Below are 15,751 nucleotides of genomic sequence, written 5' to 3' on the forward strand. Positions count from 1 at the left end.
GATGGGATGAGCATGGGTTCCGATTCGAGTTTTACCGGCACATCGTCCAATGTTGCCGAGTATAGCGTTTCCGAGATTTCCGGCGCTTTGAAGCGCACGGTCGAGGACACGTTCGGACATGTGCGCGTGCGCGGCGAAATTTCCGGCTATCGAGGTCCACATTCGTCGGGGCACGCCTATTTCGCGTTGAAAGATGATCGTGCTCGTCTCGAGGCTGTGATCTGGCGAGGCTCGATGAGCCGTCTGCGTTTCCGTCCTGAAGAGGGGATGGAAGTGATTGCTACCGGCAAGCTCACGACCTATCCGGGCTCATCGAAATATCAGATTGTTATCGAACAGATGGAGCCTGCCGGGGCTGGTGCCTTGATGGCGCTTTTGGAAGAACGCAAGCGACGGCTTGCTACTGAAGGGTTGTTTGATCCTGCGGTAAAGCAGCTTCTACCCTTTATGCCTCGTGTGATCGGGGTGGTGACCTCTCCGACCGGGGCGGTTATCCGGGACATCATTCACCGGATAGCAGACCGCTATCCGCTGCATGTTATTGTCTGGCCTGTGCGTGTACAGGGCGAGACGAGCGGACCTGAGGTGGCCGCCGCAGTTGATGGCTTCAATGCTTTGCTCGAAGATGGACCTATTCCGAGGCCGGATGTGGTGATCGTGGCGCGCGGCGGTGGCAGTCTGGAAGACCTGTGGGGTTTCAACGACGAGATCGTTGTTCGTGCCGTTGCTGCGTCGCATATTCCGGTAATTTCTGCGGTCGGTCACGAAACAGATTGGACCTTGATCGATCTTGCAGCCGACATTCGTGCTCCGACGCCGACGGGCGCGGCGGAAATGGCGGTGCCTGTAAAGGCGGACCTGCAGGCAGCGCTGGCGGGTCAGTCCGCTCGGCTGTCATCAGCCATGTCCCGCTTTATCGATCTGAAACAACAAGCATATCGTTCGGCAGCGCGTGCTCTTCCGTCGGCTGACCAGTTGCTGGCTTTGCCTCGACGCCGTTTCGACGAAGCGGCTTCGCGCCTCACGCGGGCGCTGTTCGTCAATACGCAAAAGAAACGAGTTCACTTTGAAGGTCATGCGCGACAATTATCGCCGCGCCTCCTTCGGCGCCGGTTTACGGAACTGGAACGCGGGGTTTCCGTTCTTGGGCAGAGATTGCCTCGCGCGCTTGAGGCATTCCTGCGCGAACGTCGAACGGCTTTCATTCATCGAGCAAGTCGACTTTCGGCGGAGCCGATACTGCGGCGAACAAAGCTTACAAATGTTGCAACAGAACAGCTGGATCGTCGTCGCGACCAAGCTGTGCGGCTTCTCATTGAAAGAGCCAAACGGCGCGGGCAGGAACTGGAGCGTCTCATGCGCACGCTTTCCTATGAAAGCGTTCTCGAGCGTGGCTTTGCGGTTGTCTTCGATGCAGAAGGGAAGCCGGTGAAGCAGGCTGCATCCGTATCGGCTGGCGATGCATTGTCCATTCGGTTTCGCGATGGAGACGTTGCAGTCGTTGCGAGTGAGGAAGACGGGAGTGAGTCCGCAAAGCTTGTACAAACAAAAAAGGTTCGGTCTCCCGGCCCCGGCAATCAGGGATCGTTATTTTAGCAACAGTCCGTCTCGGTGTTGTTCGCTTTCTGCTGAGATTGCCTGGCCTTAAGGCTGGCTTAAGCTTGGCCGTCTTTTTCTCGTGCATCTGTCATTGTTAGAGATTCAGGATGTCGCGTAACAAATCCCAGGACGACCTCACAAATGGCTTTGCGAGGGCTGCTTTCAGCCGCCGCGGCTTTCTCATAGGTGTAAGCGCGGTTGCGTTGTCTGGCTGTGTTTCGACGGCGGAACAGCCACCTCAGCCGGTGAAAAAAATGCCTGAACCTGCATCGTCACGGCCCGTGCCGTTGATGTATCAGGCCTTGCCAGACGAACAATTCCCGATTCCTGCCGTCGATACGAGCAAGATTGATCCAAAGTTCTGGCGACAGGAGGTCGATTATCCGACTGACGAAGTCAGAGGTACTGTTATCGTCGATACGCCGAACAAGTATCTCTATCATGTACTCGGCAATGGCCGGGCCATGCGCTATGGCATCGGTGTCGGACGTGACGGTTTTGCTTGGGCGGGACGCGCGAAGATTGCTTATAAGCGCCAATGGCCCCGCTGGACGCCACCCGATGAGATGGTCGCACGTCAACCCGCGCTGGAGCCTTACAGCATCGCCAATGGCGGGATGCCCCCGGGTATCAAGAACCCACTTGGCGCGCGAGCGATGTACATTCATAAGGACGGGCGCGATACGCTCTATCGCATTCACGGATCCCCGGAGGCTTGGAGTATCGGCAAGGCCGTGTCGTCGGGATGTATCCGCATGCTCAATCAAGATGTGATCGATCTCTACAACAATGTGCGCGATGGTAGCACAATTGTCGTGATCCCCGATCCGACGAAGGGCCAGCAGGTCACAAGCTGACTAAGATAAAAAGGGCGCGGATAACGCGCCCTTTTTGTTGGATGTGTTTTGCAACTCAATGCTTAATAGGCATATTCCAGAAAGATTGGATCAACTGACCCTGCCCATACGCTGTTATAGGCCTTCAGCATGCGCTCGGCATCCGTAACACCAGCCGCAACGATTTCCTCAAGCGGTGCGAGGAAATGCGTTTCGTCATGACCTTCACTGTTGAGCTTGTTGCGGTTTAAGAGGCCGAGCCGGGAGATTTTCAAAGTCTCGCGAGCGATCTGTTCCAGCGGTTTGCCCCGGAAGGTCGTGTTCAACGCCTTGGCAGGAACTTCGTTGCGAAGTGCAAGCACCTCTTCGTAGGTCCAATCTTTGGTGAGAAGTTCGGCAGCGGTCAGAGCTTCTTCGTCATAGAGCAGTCCGACCCAGTAGGCTGGAAGTGCACAGATACGGCGCCACGGACCTCCATCAGCTCCTCGCATTTCCAGGAAACGCTTGAGGCGCACTTCAGGGAACAGTGTCGAAAGGTGATTGGTCCAGTCACCCATATTGGGGACCGGGTCGCTCACTTCACCTTTCAGCGCCCCATTCATGAACTGGCGGAAGGTGACATGCGTACAGTCGTGATAATGACCGTCGCGCAGAATGAAATACATAGGTATATCAAGCGCCCATTCGACATAATCCGCAAACCCGAAGTTTTCCGAGAAAACGAAAGGCAGTACGCCCGAACGCTGGTTATCGGTGTCGCGCCAGATATTCGAACGCCATGACAAAAGGCGGTTCGGTTTGCCTTCGGTGAACGGCGAACTGGCGAAAAGTGCTGTTGCTACGGATTGCAGCTTCATCGAAACCTGCATTTTGCGGCGCATGTCTTGTTCCGAGCTGAAGTCCAGATTCACCTGAATGGTCGAAGTGCGATACATCATGTCCAAACCTTCACGCCCGACTTTTGGCATGTAGTTCGTCATGATCTTATAGCGTGACTTCGGCATGACGGGTGTTTCGGCCAAGGTCCATTTCGGGCTGCCGCCAACACCTAGAAAGCGAATACCCAAAGGTTCCGCTATTTCGCGGACTTGAGACAGGTGAGCGTTCACTTCGCGACATGTCTGATGAATGGTTGAAAGCGGTGCCCCGGAAAGCTCAAACTGGCCGCCGGGCTCCAGCGAAATAGCACCCTGTCCGGTTGGCTCCACCAGACCGATGATATTGCCTTCATCGATAATAGGTTCCCAGCCAAGCGTTGCCTGCATACCTTCAAGGATGGCTTTGATGCCGCGTGGTCCCTCATAGGGAACGGGACTGTTATCGACCGTGTAGAATGGAAATTTTTCGTGCTCGGTGCCGATGCGCCAGGCATCTTTGGGCTTGCATCCGCCAGCCAGATAGCCTGCCAGTTGTTCAACGCCCGTCAGTGCCGTTTCGTCAGTCGTATCGCGCGCCATACAGTCTATCCCTAGTCGATTTTTCGCTTTTCAGCGTGATTGGACAAATTTGTCAAATCACGCAAGTCAATTCCATTGAACATCAGATTTCGAGAACGTCATCCTTCATTTCTCCAGTCCCCGAGCACAGATTGTACCAAAGCCATCGCAGCGACGGCAGCTGTATCGGCACGGAGGATTCGAGGGCCGAGCGGAATAGATGTTACGAATGGTAGTTTTCGGAGCGTTTGACGTTCATCCTCTGAGAAACCTCCTTCAGGGCCGATCAATAGAGCGGTCGGGCCTGGCGTCATTTTCCGCAAGATGGTCAATGGATCGTCCGATTCGTGCCCTTCATCGCAGAAAATCAGATGTCGGGCTTCGTCCCATTGTTCGATAAAGTGGTCAAAGCGGATGGCCCCGCGACATTCAGGTATGGAAAGCACACCGCATTGTTCGGCAGCTTCTATCGCATTGGCGTTAATGCGATCAGTTCCGAGCTTTGATACCTGAGTGTGCTGTGTGATAACCGGCTGCAAAACGCCTGCGCCCATCTCCACAGCCTTCTGCACCATATAGTCCAGCCGTCCCTGCTTCAGTGGGGCGAAGCAATAGACCAGATCGCTCGGTAAAGGTTGCTGACGCGTTTGTTCGAAAGGTACGAGGAACAGCCGCTTTTTACCCTCCGGCTTCAACCGCGATTTCCATTCGCCGTCGCGTCCATTGAAGGCAAGAATTTCATCGCCGTCCTTCAATCGCAAGACATGGGTGAGATAATGTGCGGCCTGCAGGGCGACCTCTATCTGGTCGCCGCTTTCGAGGCCGTTTTCAACGTATAATCTCTGCATTTTGTAGTTTGCGCGCATGTCAGCATCGATGGCAGAGGGCAGGGGCGGCGGTCAAGCGCTTTGGTAATGCATCAAGAGAGAATTAATTAGCATTCCTACACAAACAATTGATGGGAAATATCATGTCAGTTGCATTTAATTAGATTGTATCCATATAGGTATGAAGCTATCTATTTGAATGGAATTGATGTGATGAAACAAGCGTGGGTCGAATTCGCACCGCTTCTTGCTAGCACCGCCAGAGGATGGCGGAAAGCTTTCGATGCAGCGATGGCGGAACATGGTCTTTCCGACGCGAAAGCCATACCGCTGATGACCCTATTGCGGCACGGAGATCGTGTTCCTCAAGGGGTACTGGCCGAACGGGTCGGTATTGAGGGAGCGACGATTGTCCGGGTTGTCGATGAGCTGGAAAAGGACGGTCTGATCCAGCGTGTTGCCGACGATGCCGATCGTCGCGTCAAGCTTATCCAACTGACAGAGGACGGTCGCGCTCTTGCCGCCAAGGTGGAAAAGTCGGCCGCCCGCCTTCGCGCTCTTTTCCTAGGCGATTTCGATTCCGATGCGGTCGATGTAGCCATGGAGATATTGCGCAAGTTGAATGAGAAATTTCAAACATAGTCTTTCTGATCAGCCGTCTGACCGGAAAGACGCAATGTGTTCAACCGGTGCCCCCGCAAGCCATGATGAAATCAGCCGAAACAACTCCGAAGTTTTGGGACGTAGTCTTTTCGCTGAAGACTTTCGCTGCGGCCATGCTTGCGCTGTGGATCGGCCTGATGGCCAACTTGCCCAATCCATACTGGTCCATTGCTGCTGTCTATATTGTCGCGCATCCGTTGTCAGGTGCGACCACGTCAAAGGGTTTTTACCGTTTGGTCGGTACGATCATCGGCGGGGCAATGACCATTCTTTTCGTGCCACATCTGGTCAATTCACCTGAATTACTGACGCTGGCGATCGGTCTTTGGATGGGCCTCTGTCTTGCGATCAGCCTGCTCGACGGTACGCCGCGCAGCTATTTGTTCATGCTGGCTGGCTACACGGTGGCAATCGCGAGTTTTGCTGTTGTTTCCGTGCCGGAAACGACGTTCGACTATGCCGTGGGCCGTGTGGAAGAGATCGCAATCGGCATTATTTGCGCCGCTGTCGTCAATCGACTTGTTTTTCCACGTCACAGCGGCCCGGTGCTCGTCAGTCGTATCGACAATTGGCTGCGTGACGGTTCAAAGCTTGCGTTGGCAAGCATGCGAGGTGAAGGCGCTACGCCCGAATTCCTTCGGGATCGGCAGCGTCTCGCAGCCGATGCACTTGAACTGCGCAATCTGACGACGCATGTTGCCTATGACACCTCATCGATCAGAAATGTCGGAACGCAGCTTCACGTCCTGCAGCAACGCATGGTGGCTGTTCTTCCGATCATATCAAGTCTGCACGATGTGCTGGCGATGAAGCCTGGCGATAACGAAAAGTCCTGGCATCCGGCGGTGCAGAAACTATTGGACGAGGCCTGCGACTGGATCGAGAGTGGCGAAAATCTAACGGAGGAACGCCGTGCCGTCCTGTTGCAGTTGATCGAGGAAATTGACCGGCATGGGAAGAACGCGACAAGCTGGAGCGAGTTGCTACCTTTCAACGTAGCTGCACGTGTTCGCGATCTCGTTCAGATATGGAGCGACTGCATCACGCTGCGCCAGGACATTGTTTCCGGTTCCCGGCATTCGTTGCGGTGGCGTCGCTACGACGCACATCTGAAAGCCCGCCCCATGCATCGTGATTATGGCATGGCCTTTCTGTCTGGCTTTTCTGCCTTTCTGGCAACTTGTGTGGCAACCGCTTTCTGGATTGCGAGCGGCTGGTCTCAAGGGAGTGCCGCAGCCATGATGGCTGGTATTTTCTGCTGCATCTTTGCAACCATGGATGACCCGGTGCCGGTCATGCGCAAGTTCAACTGGCTGCTTTTGATTGTCATTGTTGCCGCCTTTATTTTTGAGTTTGCGTTGCTGCCGCTGGTGGACGGGTTCTTTCCGCTGGTTCTTGTGCTGGGACTGTTCCTCATTCCAGCAGGTTTGCTGCTTGCTATTCCTTCGCAATTTTTGCTCGGCATGGTGCTCTGCGTGAACTTGCCGAACATGCTCATGCTGCAGGGCCACCTGACCCACGATTTTGTCAGTTTTGCCAATGCGAATCTGGCCACCGTTGTGGGGATCGTAATCGCCGCCGTAGTGACTTCAATTGTCCGGTCTGTCGGTGCTGAATGGAGCGTGCGTCGCCTGATCAAGGCGGGCTGGAACGATATTGCGCTTGCTGCCGAACGGCGTCCCGGACGTCATCGCCGCCAGCGTATGAACCGCCTTCTGCTCCGGATGATCGACCGTATCGGCATGATGACCCCACGTCTGGCGCTGGTTCCGGCAGCAGACGTGGCGAAGGTCGATCTGTTGCGCGATCTGCGAAACGGCATGAACACGATCGATCTCCAGCAATATCGCTCCAAACTGCCTGAAAACTGTCGGCCAGCTGTCGATGAAGTGCTGGATGGCGTTGGTGCGCATTATCGAGCCTTGGCCAACAAGCCAAAGGAGGCAAGTGAAATCGACCGAAATCTGCTCACCTCCATCGATACAGCAATCACCACCATTATCGAGAGCGGATCGCCTGCGATAGCCAAACGTACCCGAATGGCGCTGGTCGCTCTTCGCTTCAATCTTTTTCCGAAGGCCCCACCATTCGTGTTGCCGCCACGTCCGCTGATGGAACTTCCCCAAGCAGCCTAGAAAAACAATGTGACTTGTGATGCAACCTGAACTCGACATCTACGGAATTTATATTCCGACCCTCGGCGTGCTGGCGCTCGGTGCCTATTTCGCAAACACGGTCATGCAGCGCCTTCTGGCGCGCGCACGCTTCTATCGTTTCGTATGGCACCGGCCTTTGTTCGATGCCGCGATGTATTTTTGTATTCTCGGCGCTACGGCCGTCTTTCTCAATGGAATACCGCTATGAAAAAGCTCTTTGCACATTCAGGCCGTGTCTTTGTAACCGTGGTTATGGTCACTATGGCGGGGCTTCTTGGCTGGCATTTGTGGGACTATTACATGAATGCGCCGTGGACCCGCGACGGCAAAATTCGTGCCGATGTCGTGCGCGTTGCGCCTGATGTCTCAGGTCTGGTCGGAGAAGTGCTCGTCCACGATAATGAAAGCGTTCATCAGGGTGACGTTATCTTCCGTATCGATCAGGCACGCTACAAACTCGCCCTGCAGACAGCGGAAGCAAAGGTTGATAGCAGCAAAGCAGCGCTTGATATGGCAAACCGCGATCTGGTCCGCTATCGCCAACTCAACGACACGACCGTGACACGTCAGAAACTGGAGCAGATCGAAACGACGGCCCAGCAAGCAGAAGCTTCCTACCGTCAGGCGCAACTGGATCGCGATCTGGCGACTCTCAATCTGGACCGATCTTCAGTAAAGGCGCCCGTCAACGGAGTGATTACAAACTTCTCACTTCAACCGGGTGATTATGTTTCTGCCGGATCGGCAGTGACGGCTCTCGTTGATACTGACTCGTTCTACGTTTCCGGCTACTTTGAAGAGAACAAGCTCGAGCGTATCCAGATTGGTGATCCGGTGGTGGTCGATATCATGGGCAGCAAAGTGCAACTCAAAGGAAAGGTCGAGGGTATTGCAGGAGGGATTGAAGATCGTGAGCGTAGCGATTCTTCTAGCCTGCTGGCAAATGTTTCACCGACCTTCAACTGGGTGCGCCTAGCGCAACGTGTGCCGGTGCGTGTGAAACTTGAAGATGTGCCCGACAGTGTCCACCTCGTTGCCGGTCGAACGGTCAGCGTTTCGGTGGTGAACTGATATAAAGGCCCGGCTGTCGTCCGGGCCTTTTCCATGTTAGCAAAGATAAAAAGAGGTCGGGGATTTCTCATGGGTGTACTGGTCGTTCAGAACTATGAAGGCTCTGGATTGGGACAAATTGAACCCGTTCTGGCAGATGCTGGCTATTCGATTGATCTGCGTCATCCATACAGCGGGGATGCATTGCCCGGTGACGACGATGGATATCAAGCCTTGATTGTGCTTGGGGGCGAGCAGAATGCGCTGGCCGACGCTAAATGTCCGTATTTCCCGCATTTGCTTGAGCTCATTCGTCAGTTTGGTGACAGCGATAAGGCCGTTCTTGGCATTTGTCTGGGCAGTCAGCTCATCGCGCGTGCTTATGGCGGCGCAAATATTCTGGACCGGCCCATTGAGTTCGGCTGGCAAGAAGTTCGGCTTACCGAGGAAGGCAAAGGCGACCCGGTATTGTCTGCCGCAGGAGACGCCTTCCCAATCTTTCACTGGCACCGCGATACGTTTTCACTTCCGAAGGACGCATTGCATATGGCGACGAGTGATATGACGCCTCATCAGGCTTATCGCATCGGGCGCGCAGTTTATGGCACGCAGTTTCATTTCGAGGCGAACACACAGCTTGTCGCTGAATGGAACGATCAGCTAAGTGAGATGATTGCGGGTTTCGCACCGGATTGGGCAGTACAGCACCCAGTGCTGGCAAATAAGTTCGGAATACAGGCGGATGCTGCAGGTGCTGCATTAGCCAAGGCGTGGGTAAACCAAATCTAGAGGCTTCGTAACTGCGCCTTAACCTTAAGTCGAAGTATCGCGTTGCGGCTTTGCCACAGCGTTCAACCAATTCGGTTTTTCAAGAGAAAAGCGATGGTTTGGCTGGAACCGTTCAGTTGCAGGTAACTTTTTTCGAGTGTAACTGGACACCGTCTCCCCGGGCAGCAACCGAACGAGCAGGGCTGATTGCCAGGCTCCCAAGTGGCGGCTCGTCTAACGAATTTCGTCCGGCCCCAGTCGAAAGAGTTTCCGAATATGACCGCCAAACATGCCGCTCTTCTCACCGTACTGATGGTTTCCGCGATTGTATTCATGGCGGTCGGCATATTCACCGTCGATGCCGGCAACAATGCGATGTCCACCGACGGCTACGGCATTTCCAGCGCGCACTAGGCGCACTATTTCGCTTCGATAAAACGCTTTTCCGAACCATCTATTACGATGGTTGAAAGCTGTCCGCTTTTCCAGGCATATGTATCGAGATTGACCCTGTTGGGCTGAATATCGATAGCACTTTGCGGTGTATGCCCGTGGATGATGAGCTTTTCGAAGGGGGCAGTCCATTTGAGGAAAGCCGTGCGAATCCAGATCAATTCTTCCGGATCTTGTGCATCTAACGGAACAACGGGGTTTATACCCGCATGACAGAAGAAGCATTCGCCAAAAGCGACTGAGCGCGGCATAGCGCGGATGAAGTCGATATGATCTTGTGGAACAGCTTTAACGAGCGCTGCATGACCTCGTCGGGCTGAATCTGTATCAGTAAAGTCAACTTCCACACCGTAGGAGCGGGCGGTATCGACGCCGCCGTGCAATGCAAATATCCCTGCGACGTCTCCCGTTGCCAGATAGGTAAGGAAGCCGTCGTCGTGATTGCCTAGTAGCGAAATGATGCGCTTATCCCGACGCGACAGTTCAATCAGAAAATCCAGCACTTCCTTTGAGCTCGGGCCGCGATCTATGTAATCGCCAAGGTGAATGATACGCCAGTCGTGAGCAGGACGTTGGTCAAGGTCGGCACGGATGAGCCCGTGCATGTCCTGTAACAAGTCGAGACGGCCATGCACGTCCCCAATGGCATAGAGGCGGATACCGTCCGGCCCTTTCGCATCCTTGAAAACCACGCTCATTGACCGTCATCTTCCTTAATGTCTTTGCTCGCCTTCACGCCCGCCCGCTGTCGGTAGCGCAGACGTGAGACGCGTTCACGTTCTTCGTGCAGTTCGCGATCATGGGTTGCCTGTTCCACGAAGCGAATGTGCTTTTGAACCGCTTCGCGAGCCGCCTGCGGATTGCCGGCCATGACGGCATCGTAAATGGCGCGATGTTGCGACAGGAACATGTCAGCGACGCCAGGATAGCTGTAAATAAGGCTGCGATTGTAAAAAACACCATCCTTCAGCAGTTGATAGCAAGACCGAAGGGTATGCAGCAGAACGATGTTGTGTGCTGCTTCGCCAATAGCATTGTGCAATTCCACGTCGAGGCGTGCTTCCGTGTCAAAGTCACTGACGCCATGAGCTTTTTCCATGGCTTCCATGATTTCAGTCAGAAGTGCCTTGTCGGCTGGTGTGGCTCGAAGTGCCGCGTATTCTGCCGCGATGCTTTCAATCTCTCGCCGATATTCAAGGTAGTCTGCAGTTGCCTTGCGGTGATCGGCAAAAAGTTTGACCACAGGGGCGCTGAACACTTGTCCGATCACGTCTGCAACGAATGTGCCTCCGCCATGGCGGGAGATCAGGAGTTCGGCGGTCTCAAGTCTCTTGAGCGCGTCGCGAAGTATCGGGCGGGAAATGTCGAACTGGCGCGCCAGCTCACGCTCGCCGGGAAGCCGATCGCCACCACGCAGAACGCCTTCGAGAATAAGCGTTTCAATCTGGTGCACGACGTCGTCTGCCGTGCGGCTTGCCTGTATGCGTGAAAAAATCGTTTCGGCCATGCCGTCTGAAGCCCTCTCCATAACGGCGGCAAAGTAGCCTTTAGGCTGATGTCCGGCAACGGAATATATTGAAAATGAGAGCCCGGTCGATAATGGAATCGGGCTCTCAGGAGTTATGGTCGAAAAATGATCAGGCTTTTTTGCGCTTGCGTGTCGCGACGAGTACGAAAAGTCCTGCGACAAGGCCATACATGGCCCATTTGAACGGAAGTGCGTCGGCTGTTTCGCTACGGATGGGAAGTACAGTTACTGTACCGGGGCGGCTTTCGACGCCGGATTTGCCGTCAGCTTTGGCTTGTTCGATCTGCTGTGGTGAAACGACCCATTCAGCGCCGCGCGATTTGTCATAGAACATGAAACCACAGCCGACGATAACGGCGACGATGATTGCTAGAATAAAACGTACAGGTGTGTTCATCATTTTTCCCAGAAAATCAGGACAACGGGAGGAAATCATCCGATTCGCTTGAATAACGGATTACGGGATATCTAAGCCTTTTAGAATCAAAAGCTTAGTCAGCTGTATATGCTGGCACGCTAATATAGCGCGCGCGACTTATTAACCGACGAATGAAAGCCAGTCTATTTCTTTGCTACTTCGTGCGGAGATGCGCCGCTCTCCCAGTAAGGGACAGGGCCATAAAGATCTGTCAGATAGTCGATGAACAGTCTGACCTTAGCCGGGAGGAACTGTTTCGACGGATAGACGGCATGAATTGCAACGTTGCGAGAAGCAGCATAGTCGGGCAGCACTTGCACCAACTTGCCCGCTGCAAGTTCCGGGCCGATATCCCAGGTTGAGCGTTGCGCTATGCCAAGGCCTGCCAGGACTGCCTCGCGTACCATTTCGCTGGAATTGGTTTGCAGTGGACCCACCGGGCGTATGACAATTGGACCCTTCGGCCCTTCCAGTCGCCAGGGGTCGTTGTTGTGGGGTGCCAGGCAGATATGCTCCTGCAGGTCCTCAATCGTCTGTGGTGTACCGCGTTCCGCAATATAACCGGGTGAGGCGACGAGAATACGACGCACTGGGGCAAGACGGCGCGCGACGAGGGTTGAATCGGAAAGCTCCGCGATCCGAATGGCCAGATCATATCCATCGCCCACGATGTCGACCATCTCATCGGTAAGCTGCATATTGACGGTAAGATCGGCATTAGCGCGCATGAATGGTACGAGATAAGGCGCAATGTGCATGCGACCGAAAGTCGTCGGTGCCGAAATTTTCAGTGTTCCGCGCGCATCGGCCGAACGGCGAGCAACAAAGGCTTCCGCTTCCTCGATGTTAGAGAGAATGGCGAGAACCCGTTCATGATAGCCTTGACCCGCCTCAGTCAGCGCGATCTGGCGGGTTGTGCGTTGAAGCAGCCGGGTTCCGAGACGTTCTTCCAACCGTCCCAGGCGCTTCGATACGACTGCTGGTGAGAGACTCAGATCGCGTGCGGCTGCTGACATGCTGCCCGTTGCCACGACGCGGGCAAAAATTTCCATATCCGCCAGACTGCTCATCATGTTCTGTTATCCCACTCCCTGCCGTGCTTTTGCTCAAGCGTTGGGTTTAAAGCATCTAGCCGAGCGCTAGGAAACTAGGCAAGCAATTATGCCGCAGCGTGGAAACTGTTTAGCTGCTGACTAAAGTGGTAAAAATGATTTACCACTTGACGAAAATGGTACGGAGTGCACTTTGACCACATACGTGGTGGAGGAGAATATGAGCGGACTTATCATGCCGGAACCAGACGCGTCCGTCATGCAGCGACGCGAGCAGATTGTCGCCGATCTGCGCGGAATCGTGCCGGGCGAGGGCGTTGTCGATGCTATCAATGCAATGCGCGTGTTTGAGAGCGATGGCCTGACCGCGCACCGTTCGTTGCCGCTGGTCGTTGTGCTGCCAGAAACGGTAGAACAGGTTTCGCAGGTTCTGCGCTATTGTCACGATAATAATATTCGCGTGGTGCCGCGCGGCGCGGGTACATCGTTGTCCGGTGGCTCAATGCCATTGCAGGATGCAGTTCTGCTTGGCATGTCGCGCTTCAATCGCATTCTCGAAATCGATTATCCAAATCGTGTCGCGGTGGTGCAGCCGGGCGTTACCAATCTTGGCATCACCAAGGCTGTTGAACATGAGGGCTTTTATTACGCACCCGATCCGTCGTCGCAGATCGCCTGCTCCATTGGCGGTAATGTCGCAGAAAACGCAGGCGGTGTGCACTGCCTCAAATACGGTCTGACAGCGAATAATGTACTCGGCATTGAAATGGTGCTGATTACCGGTGAGGTGCTCCGGCTTGGCGGCAAGCATCTCGATAGTGAGGGTTATGATCTTCTCGGTCTGATGACCGGATCGGAAGGGCTGCTCGGCGTCGTGACAGAAATTACGGTCCGTATCCTGCAAAAGCCGGAAACGGCGCGCGCTGTCATGGTTGGCTTTCCATCCAGCGAGCAGGCTGGTCAGTGTGTGGCTGATATTATCGGTGCAGGCATCATTCCCGGTGGAATGGAGATGATGGACAGGCCGGCTATCAAAGCGGCGGAGGATTTTGTCCGTGTAGGCTATCCGCTGGATGTTGAAGCATTGTTGATTGTCGAACTGGATGGACCTCCAGTTGAAGTGGATTATCTGATCGGGCGGGTCGAAGCGCTGGCGCTCCAAAATGGTTCCACGACGTGTATTCTGTCTCAGTCGGAAGAACAGCGTCTGGCTTTCTGGGCGGGGCGGAAAGCTGCATTCCCGGCAGTAGGACGCATCTCGCCGGACTATCTGTGCATGGACGGCACCATTCCGCGTAAAGAGCTGCCGCGTGTTTTGTCGGGGATGCGCGAACTGTCCGAAAAATATGGATTGCGGGTGGCCAATGTATTCCATGCCGGCGATGGCAACCTGCATCCGCTTATCCTCTATGATGCGAATATCCCTGGCGAACTGGAAGCTGCGGAAGATTTTGGCGCGGACATTTTACGTCTTTGCGTGAAGGTTGGCGGTGTTCTCACCGGCGAACATGGTGTCGGCATTGAAAAGCGCGATCTGATGCCGGAAATGTTCAACGAGATCGACCTCGATCAGCAGATGCGTGTCAAATGTGCTTTCGATGCCAAGCATCTGCTCAATCCCGGCAAGGTGTTTCCGCAATTGCGCCGCTGCGCCGAGCTTGGCCGCATGCATGTGCATCGCGGTGAGCTGGCCTTCCCGGATATTCCTCGATTCTGAGTTGTGGTTTTGATCATGAGTGATGCAAATATTCTAAAGCCGCAGGATGAGACGGGCGTTCTGGATGTGGTGCAGGATGCGCTGGCCAGTTCCACCCCGCTTGAAATCATCAGCCATGGCTCCAAGCGCGGCATCGGACACAGGGTCGACGCAGGCCGCGTACTCGACGTGTCGCGGCTTACTGGCGTGACCTTGTACGAACCGGACGAACTGGTGCTTTCGGCAAAGGCTGGAACGCCAATGGCCGAGATCGAAAAGCTTTTGGCCGATAACAATCAATGCTTTCATTTCGAACCGATGGATTACGGTCCGTTGCTGTCGGGCGAGAGCGGGCGTGGCACGATCGGTGGAGCGCTTGCCGCCAATCTGTCCGGTCCGCGCCGCATCAAAGCGGGTGCCGCCCGTGATCATGTGCTTGGCGTGCGCGTTGTGTCCGGACGTGGCGAGTTGTTCAAATCTGGCGGTCGTGTGGTCAAGAACGTGACTGGCTATGATTTGTCGAAAGGCATGGCTAATTCATGGGGGACGCTAGGCATCGCCACGGAGGTGACGTTCAAGGTTCTGCCGAAACCGGAGACGGCGGCGACGCTCGCCGTGCGCGGACTGACCGATGAGCAGGCGACGCGTATTATGGCAATGGCCATGGGATCGCGCGAGGAAGTTGCTTCCGCGGCACATTTGCCGCCCACGGTTGCCAATTGCTTTCTCGATGGCAAACTGGGCTGGGAAGCGGCGACGGTATTGCGGCTTGAGGGCTTTGCGCCCTCGGTCGCGCATCGCAGCCGACAGTTGCAGACGCTGCTCAGCGGGTCGGGTGCGGTTGATGTGCTGGACGGAACGCAGTCGCAACAGCTCTGGCGCGAAGTGCGCGATGTGCATCCCTATGCCAAGGCCGATGACAATCGCGTGGTCTGGCGCGTCTCGATGGCGCCGATGCAGGGCTGGCAGATGGTGGATGAATTCCGCCGTCATGCCGGTGTCGATGCCTATTACGACTGGCAGGGCGGCCTGATCTGGATGCGGATGGAAGCTGAGCCGGAAGCGCAGATTTTGCGCAAGCTCATCGCCAGACATGGTGGTGGTCATGCGACGCTGGTGCGCGCGTCGGAAGCAATCCGCGCCAGTATCCATGTGTTCGAACCGCAGCCAGCAGCCCTTGCGGCATTGTCGCAGCGGTTGAAGCAGCAATTCGATCCGGAGAATATCCTCAATCCGGGGCGTATGCATCCCCGTCAGGCTGGAGCTTGA

16 protein-coding genes are annotated in these 15,751 nt (G+C 55.0%); 10 read left to right on the forward strand and 6 right to left on the reverse strand.

The features are described 5' to 3' along the window. The first annotated feature begins 12 nt into the window (after nt 1-12). Together xseA and HWX93_RS07660 are read left to right on the forward strand one after the other, a co-directional pair. Nucleotides 13-1,596 (forward strand): exodeoxyribonuclease VII large subunit, encoded by a 1,584-nt coding sequence (xseA, locus tag HWX93_RS07655; protein WP_176037022.1) that lies wholly within the window; start codon nt 13-15, stop codon nt 1,594-1,596. A gap of 110 nt (nt 1,597-1,706) precedes the next feature. Continuing rightward, complete coding sequence (locus tag HWX93_RS07660; RefSeq protein WP_176037023.1) at nt 1,707-2,456, forward strand: L,D-transpeptidase; 750 nt, start codon at nt 1,707-1,709, stop codon at nt 2,454-2,456. A 62-nt stretch (nt 2,457-2,518) separates the two neighbouring features. On the opposite strand, the gene HWX93_RS07665 is transcribed toward HWX93_RS07660, so the two are convergent. Continuing rightward, nucleotides 2,519-3,892, reverse strand: coding sequence for a glutamate--cysteine ligase (locus HWX93_RS07665; protein ID WP_176037024.1), 1,374 nt, complete (start codon nt 3,890-3,892; stop codon nt 2,519-2,521). Between the two features lie 98 nt (nt 3,893-3,990). After that, a complete protein-coding gene (locus tag HWX93_RS07670; RefSeq protein WP_176037025.1) occupies nt 3,991-4,737 on the reverse strand; it encodes a 16S rRNA (uracil(1498)-N(3))-methyltransferase in 747 nt (248 codons plus the stop codon). Nucleotides 4,738-4,911: 174 nt separating this feature from the next. Between HWX93_RS07670 and HWX93_RS07675 the strand changes: the two genes are divergently transcribed. The 6 genes from HWX93_RS07675 to HWX93_RS07700 all read left to right on the forward strand — a co-directional run bounded on the left by HWX93_RS07675 (nt 4,912) and on the right by HWX93_RS07700 (nt 9,749). Continuing rightward, nucleotides 4,912-5,340, forward strand: coding sequence for a MarR family winged helix-turn-helix transcriptional regulator (locus HWX93_RS07675; protein ID WP_109986808.1), 429 nt, complete (start codon nt 4,912-4,914; stop codon nt 5,338-5,340). A gap of 62 nt (nt 5,341-5,402) precedes the next feature. Beyond that, nucleotides 5,403-7,496, forward strand: a complete 2,094-nt coding sequence (locus HWX93_RS07680) for an FUSC family protein (protein WP_176037026.1) — start codon at nt 5,403-5,405, stop codon at nt 7,494-7,496. A 19-nt stretch (nt 7,497-7,515) separates the two neighbouring features. After that, a complete protein-coding gene (locus tag HWX93_RS07685) occupies nt 7,516-7,725 on the forward strand; it encodes a DUF1656 domain-containing protein (RefSeq protein WP_109986810.1) in 210 nt (69 codons plus the stop codon). Then, nucleotides 7,722-8,588, forward strand: a complete 867-nt coding sequence (locus tag HWX93_RS07690) for an HlyD family secretion protein (protein WP_176037027.1) — start codon at nt 7,722-7,724, stop codon at nt 8,586-8,588. Before HWX93_RS07685 ends, HWX93_RS07690 begins: the two co-directional genes overlap by 4 nt. Before the next feature lie 69 nt (nt 8,589-8,657). Further along, nucleotides 8,658-9,356, forward strand: coding sequence for a type 1 glutamine amidotransferase (locus tag HWX93_RS07695; RefSeq protein WP_176037028.1), 699 nt, complete (start codon nt 8,658-8,660; stop codon nt 9,354-9,356). A gap of 255 nt (nt 9,357-9,611) precedes the next feature. Continuing rightward, nucleotides 9,612-9,749, forward strand: coding sequence for a hypothetical protein (locus HWX93_RS07700; RefSeq protein WP_010660970.1), 138 nt, complete (start codon nt 9,612-9,614; stop codon nt 9,747-9,749). Between the two features lie 5 nt (nt 9,750-9,754). Here HWX93_RS07700 and HWX93_RS07705 read toward each other — a convergent pair whose 3' ends face one another. The 4 genes from HWX93_RS07705 to HWX93_RS07720 all read right to left on the reverse strand — a co-directional run bounded on the left by HWX93_RS07705 (nt 9,755) and on the right by HWX93_RS07720 (nt 12,807). Beyond that, on the reverse strand, nt 9,755-10,486 hold the full coding sequence (locus HWX93_RS07705) for a metallophosphoesterase (protein WP_109986813.1): 732 nt from the start codon (nt 10,484-10,486) through the stop codon (nt 9,755-9,757). Next, the gene (locus tag HWX93_RS07710; RefSeq protein ID WP_176037029.1) at nt 10,483-11,295 is read right to left on the reverse strand and encodes an FCD domain-containing protein; all 813 of its coding nucleotides are present in this window, start codon (nt 11,293-11,295) and stop codon (nt 10,483-10,485) included. The genes HWX93_RS07705 and HWX93_RS07710 overlap by 4 nt, the downstream gene beginning before the upstream one ends. Before the next feature lie 130 nt (nt 11,296-11,425). Next, nucleotides 11,426-11,713, reverse strand: coding sequence for a hypothetical protein (locus tag HWX93_RS07715; RefSeq protein ID WP_071630503.1), 288 nt, complete (start codon nt 11,711-11,713; stop codon nt 11,426-11,428). 164 nt (nt 11,714-11,877) lie between these two features. After that, on the reverse strand, nt 11,878-12,807 hold the full coding sequence (locus HWX93_RS07720) for a LysR family transcriptional regulator (RefSeq protein ID WP_109986816.1): 930 nt from the start codon (nt 12,805-12,807) through the stop codon (nt 11,878-11,880). Nucleotides 12,808-13,006: 199 nt separating this feature from the next. Between HWX93_RS07720 and HWX93_RS07725 the strand changes: the two genes are divergently transcribed. Both HWX93_RS07725 and glcE read left to right on the forward strand, forming a co-directional pair. Next, entirely contained in the window at nt 13,007-14,503 is a 1,497-nt protein-coding gene (locus HWX93_RS07725; RefSeq protein ID WP_176037030.1) for an FAD-linked oxidase C-terminal domain-containing protein, read from the forward strand. Between the two features lie 15 nt (nt 14,504-14,518). After that, a complete protein-coding gene (gene glcE, locus HWX93_RS07730; protein ID WP_176037031.1) occupies nt 14,519-15,751 on the forward strand; it encodes a glycolate oxidase subunit GlcE in 1,233 nt (410 codons plus the stop codon).

The sequence above is a fragment of the Brucella tritici genome (assembly GCF_902825325.1).
Lineage (GTDB): Bacteria > Pseudomonadota > Alphaproteobacteria > Rhizobiales > Rhizobiaceae > Brucella.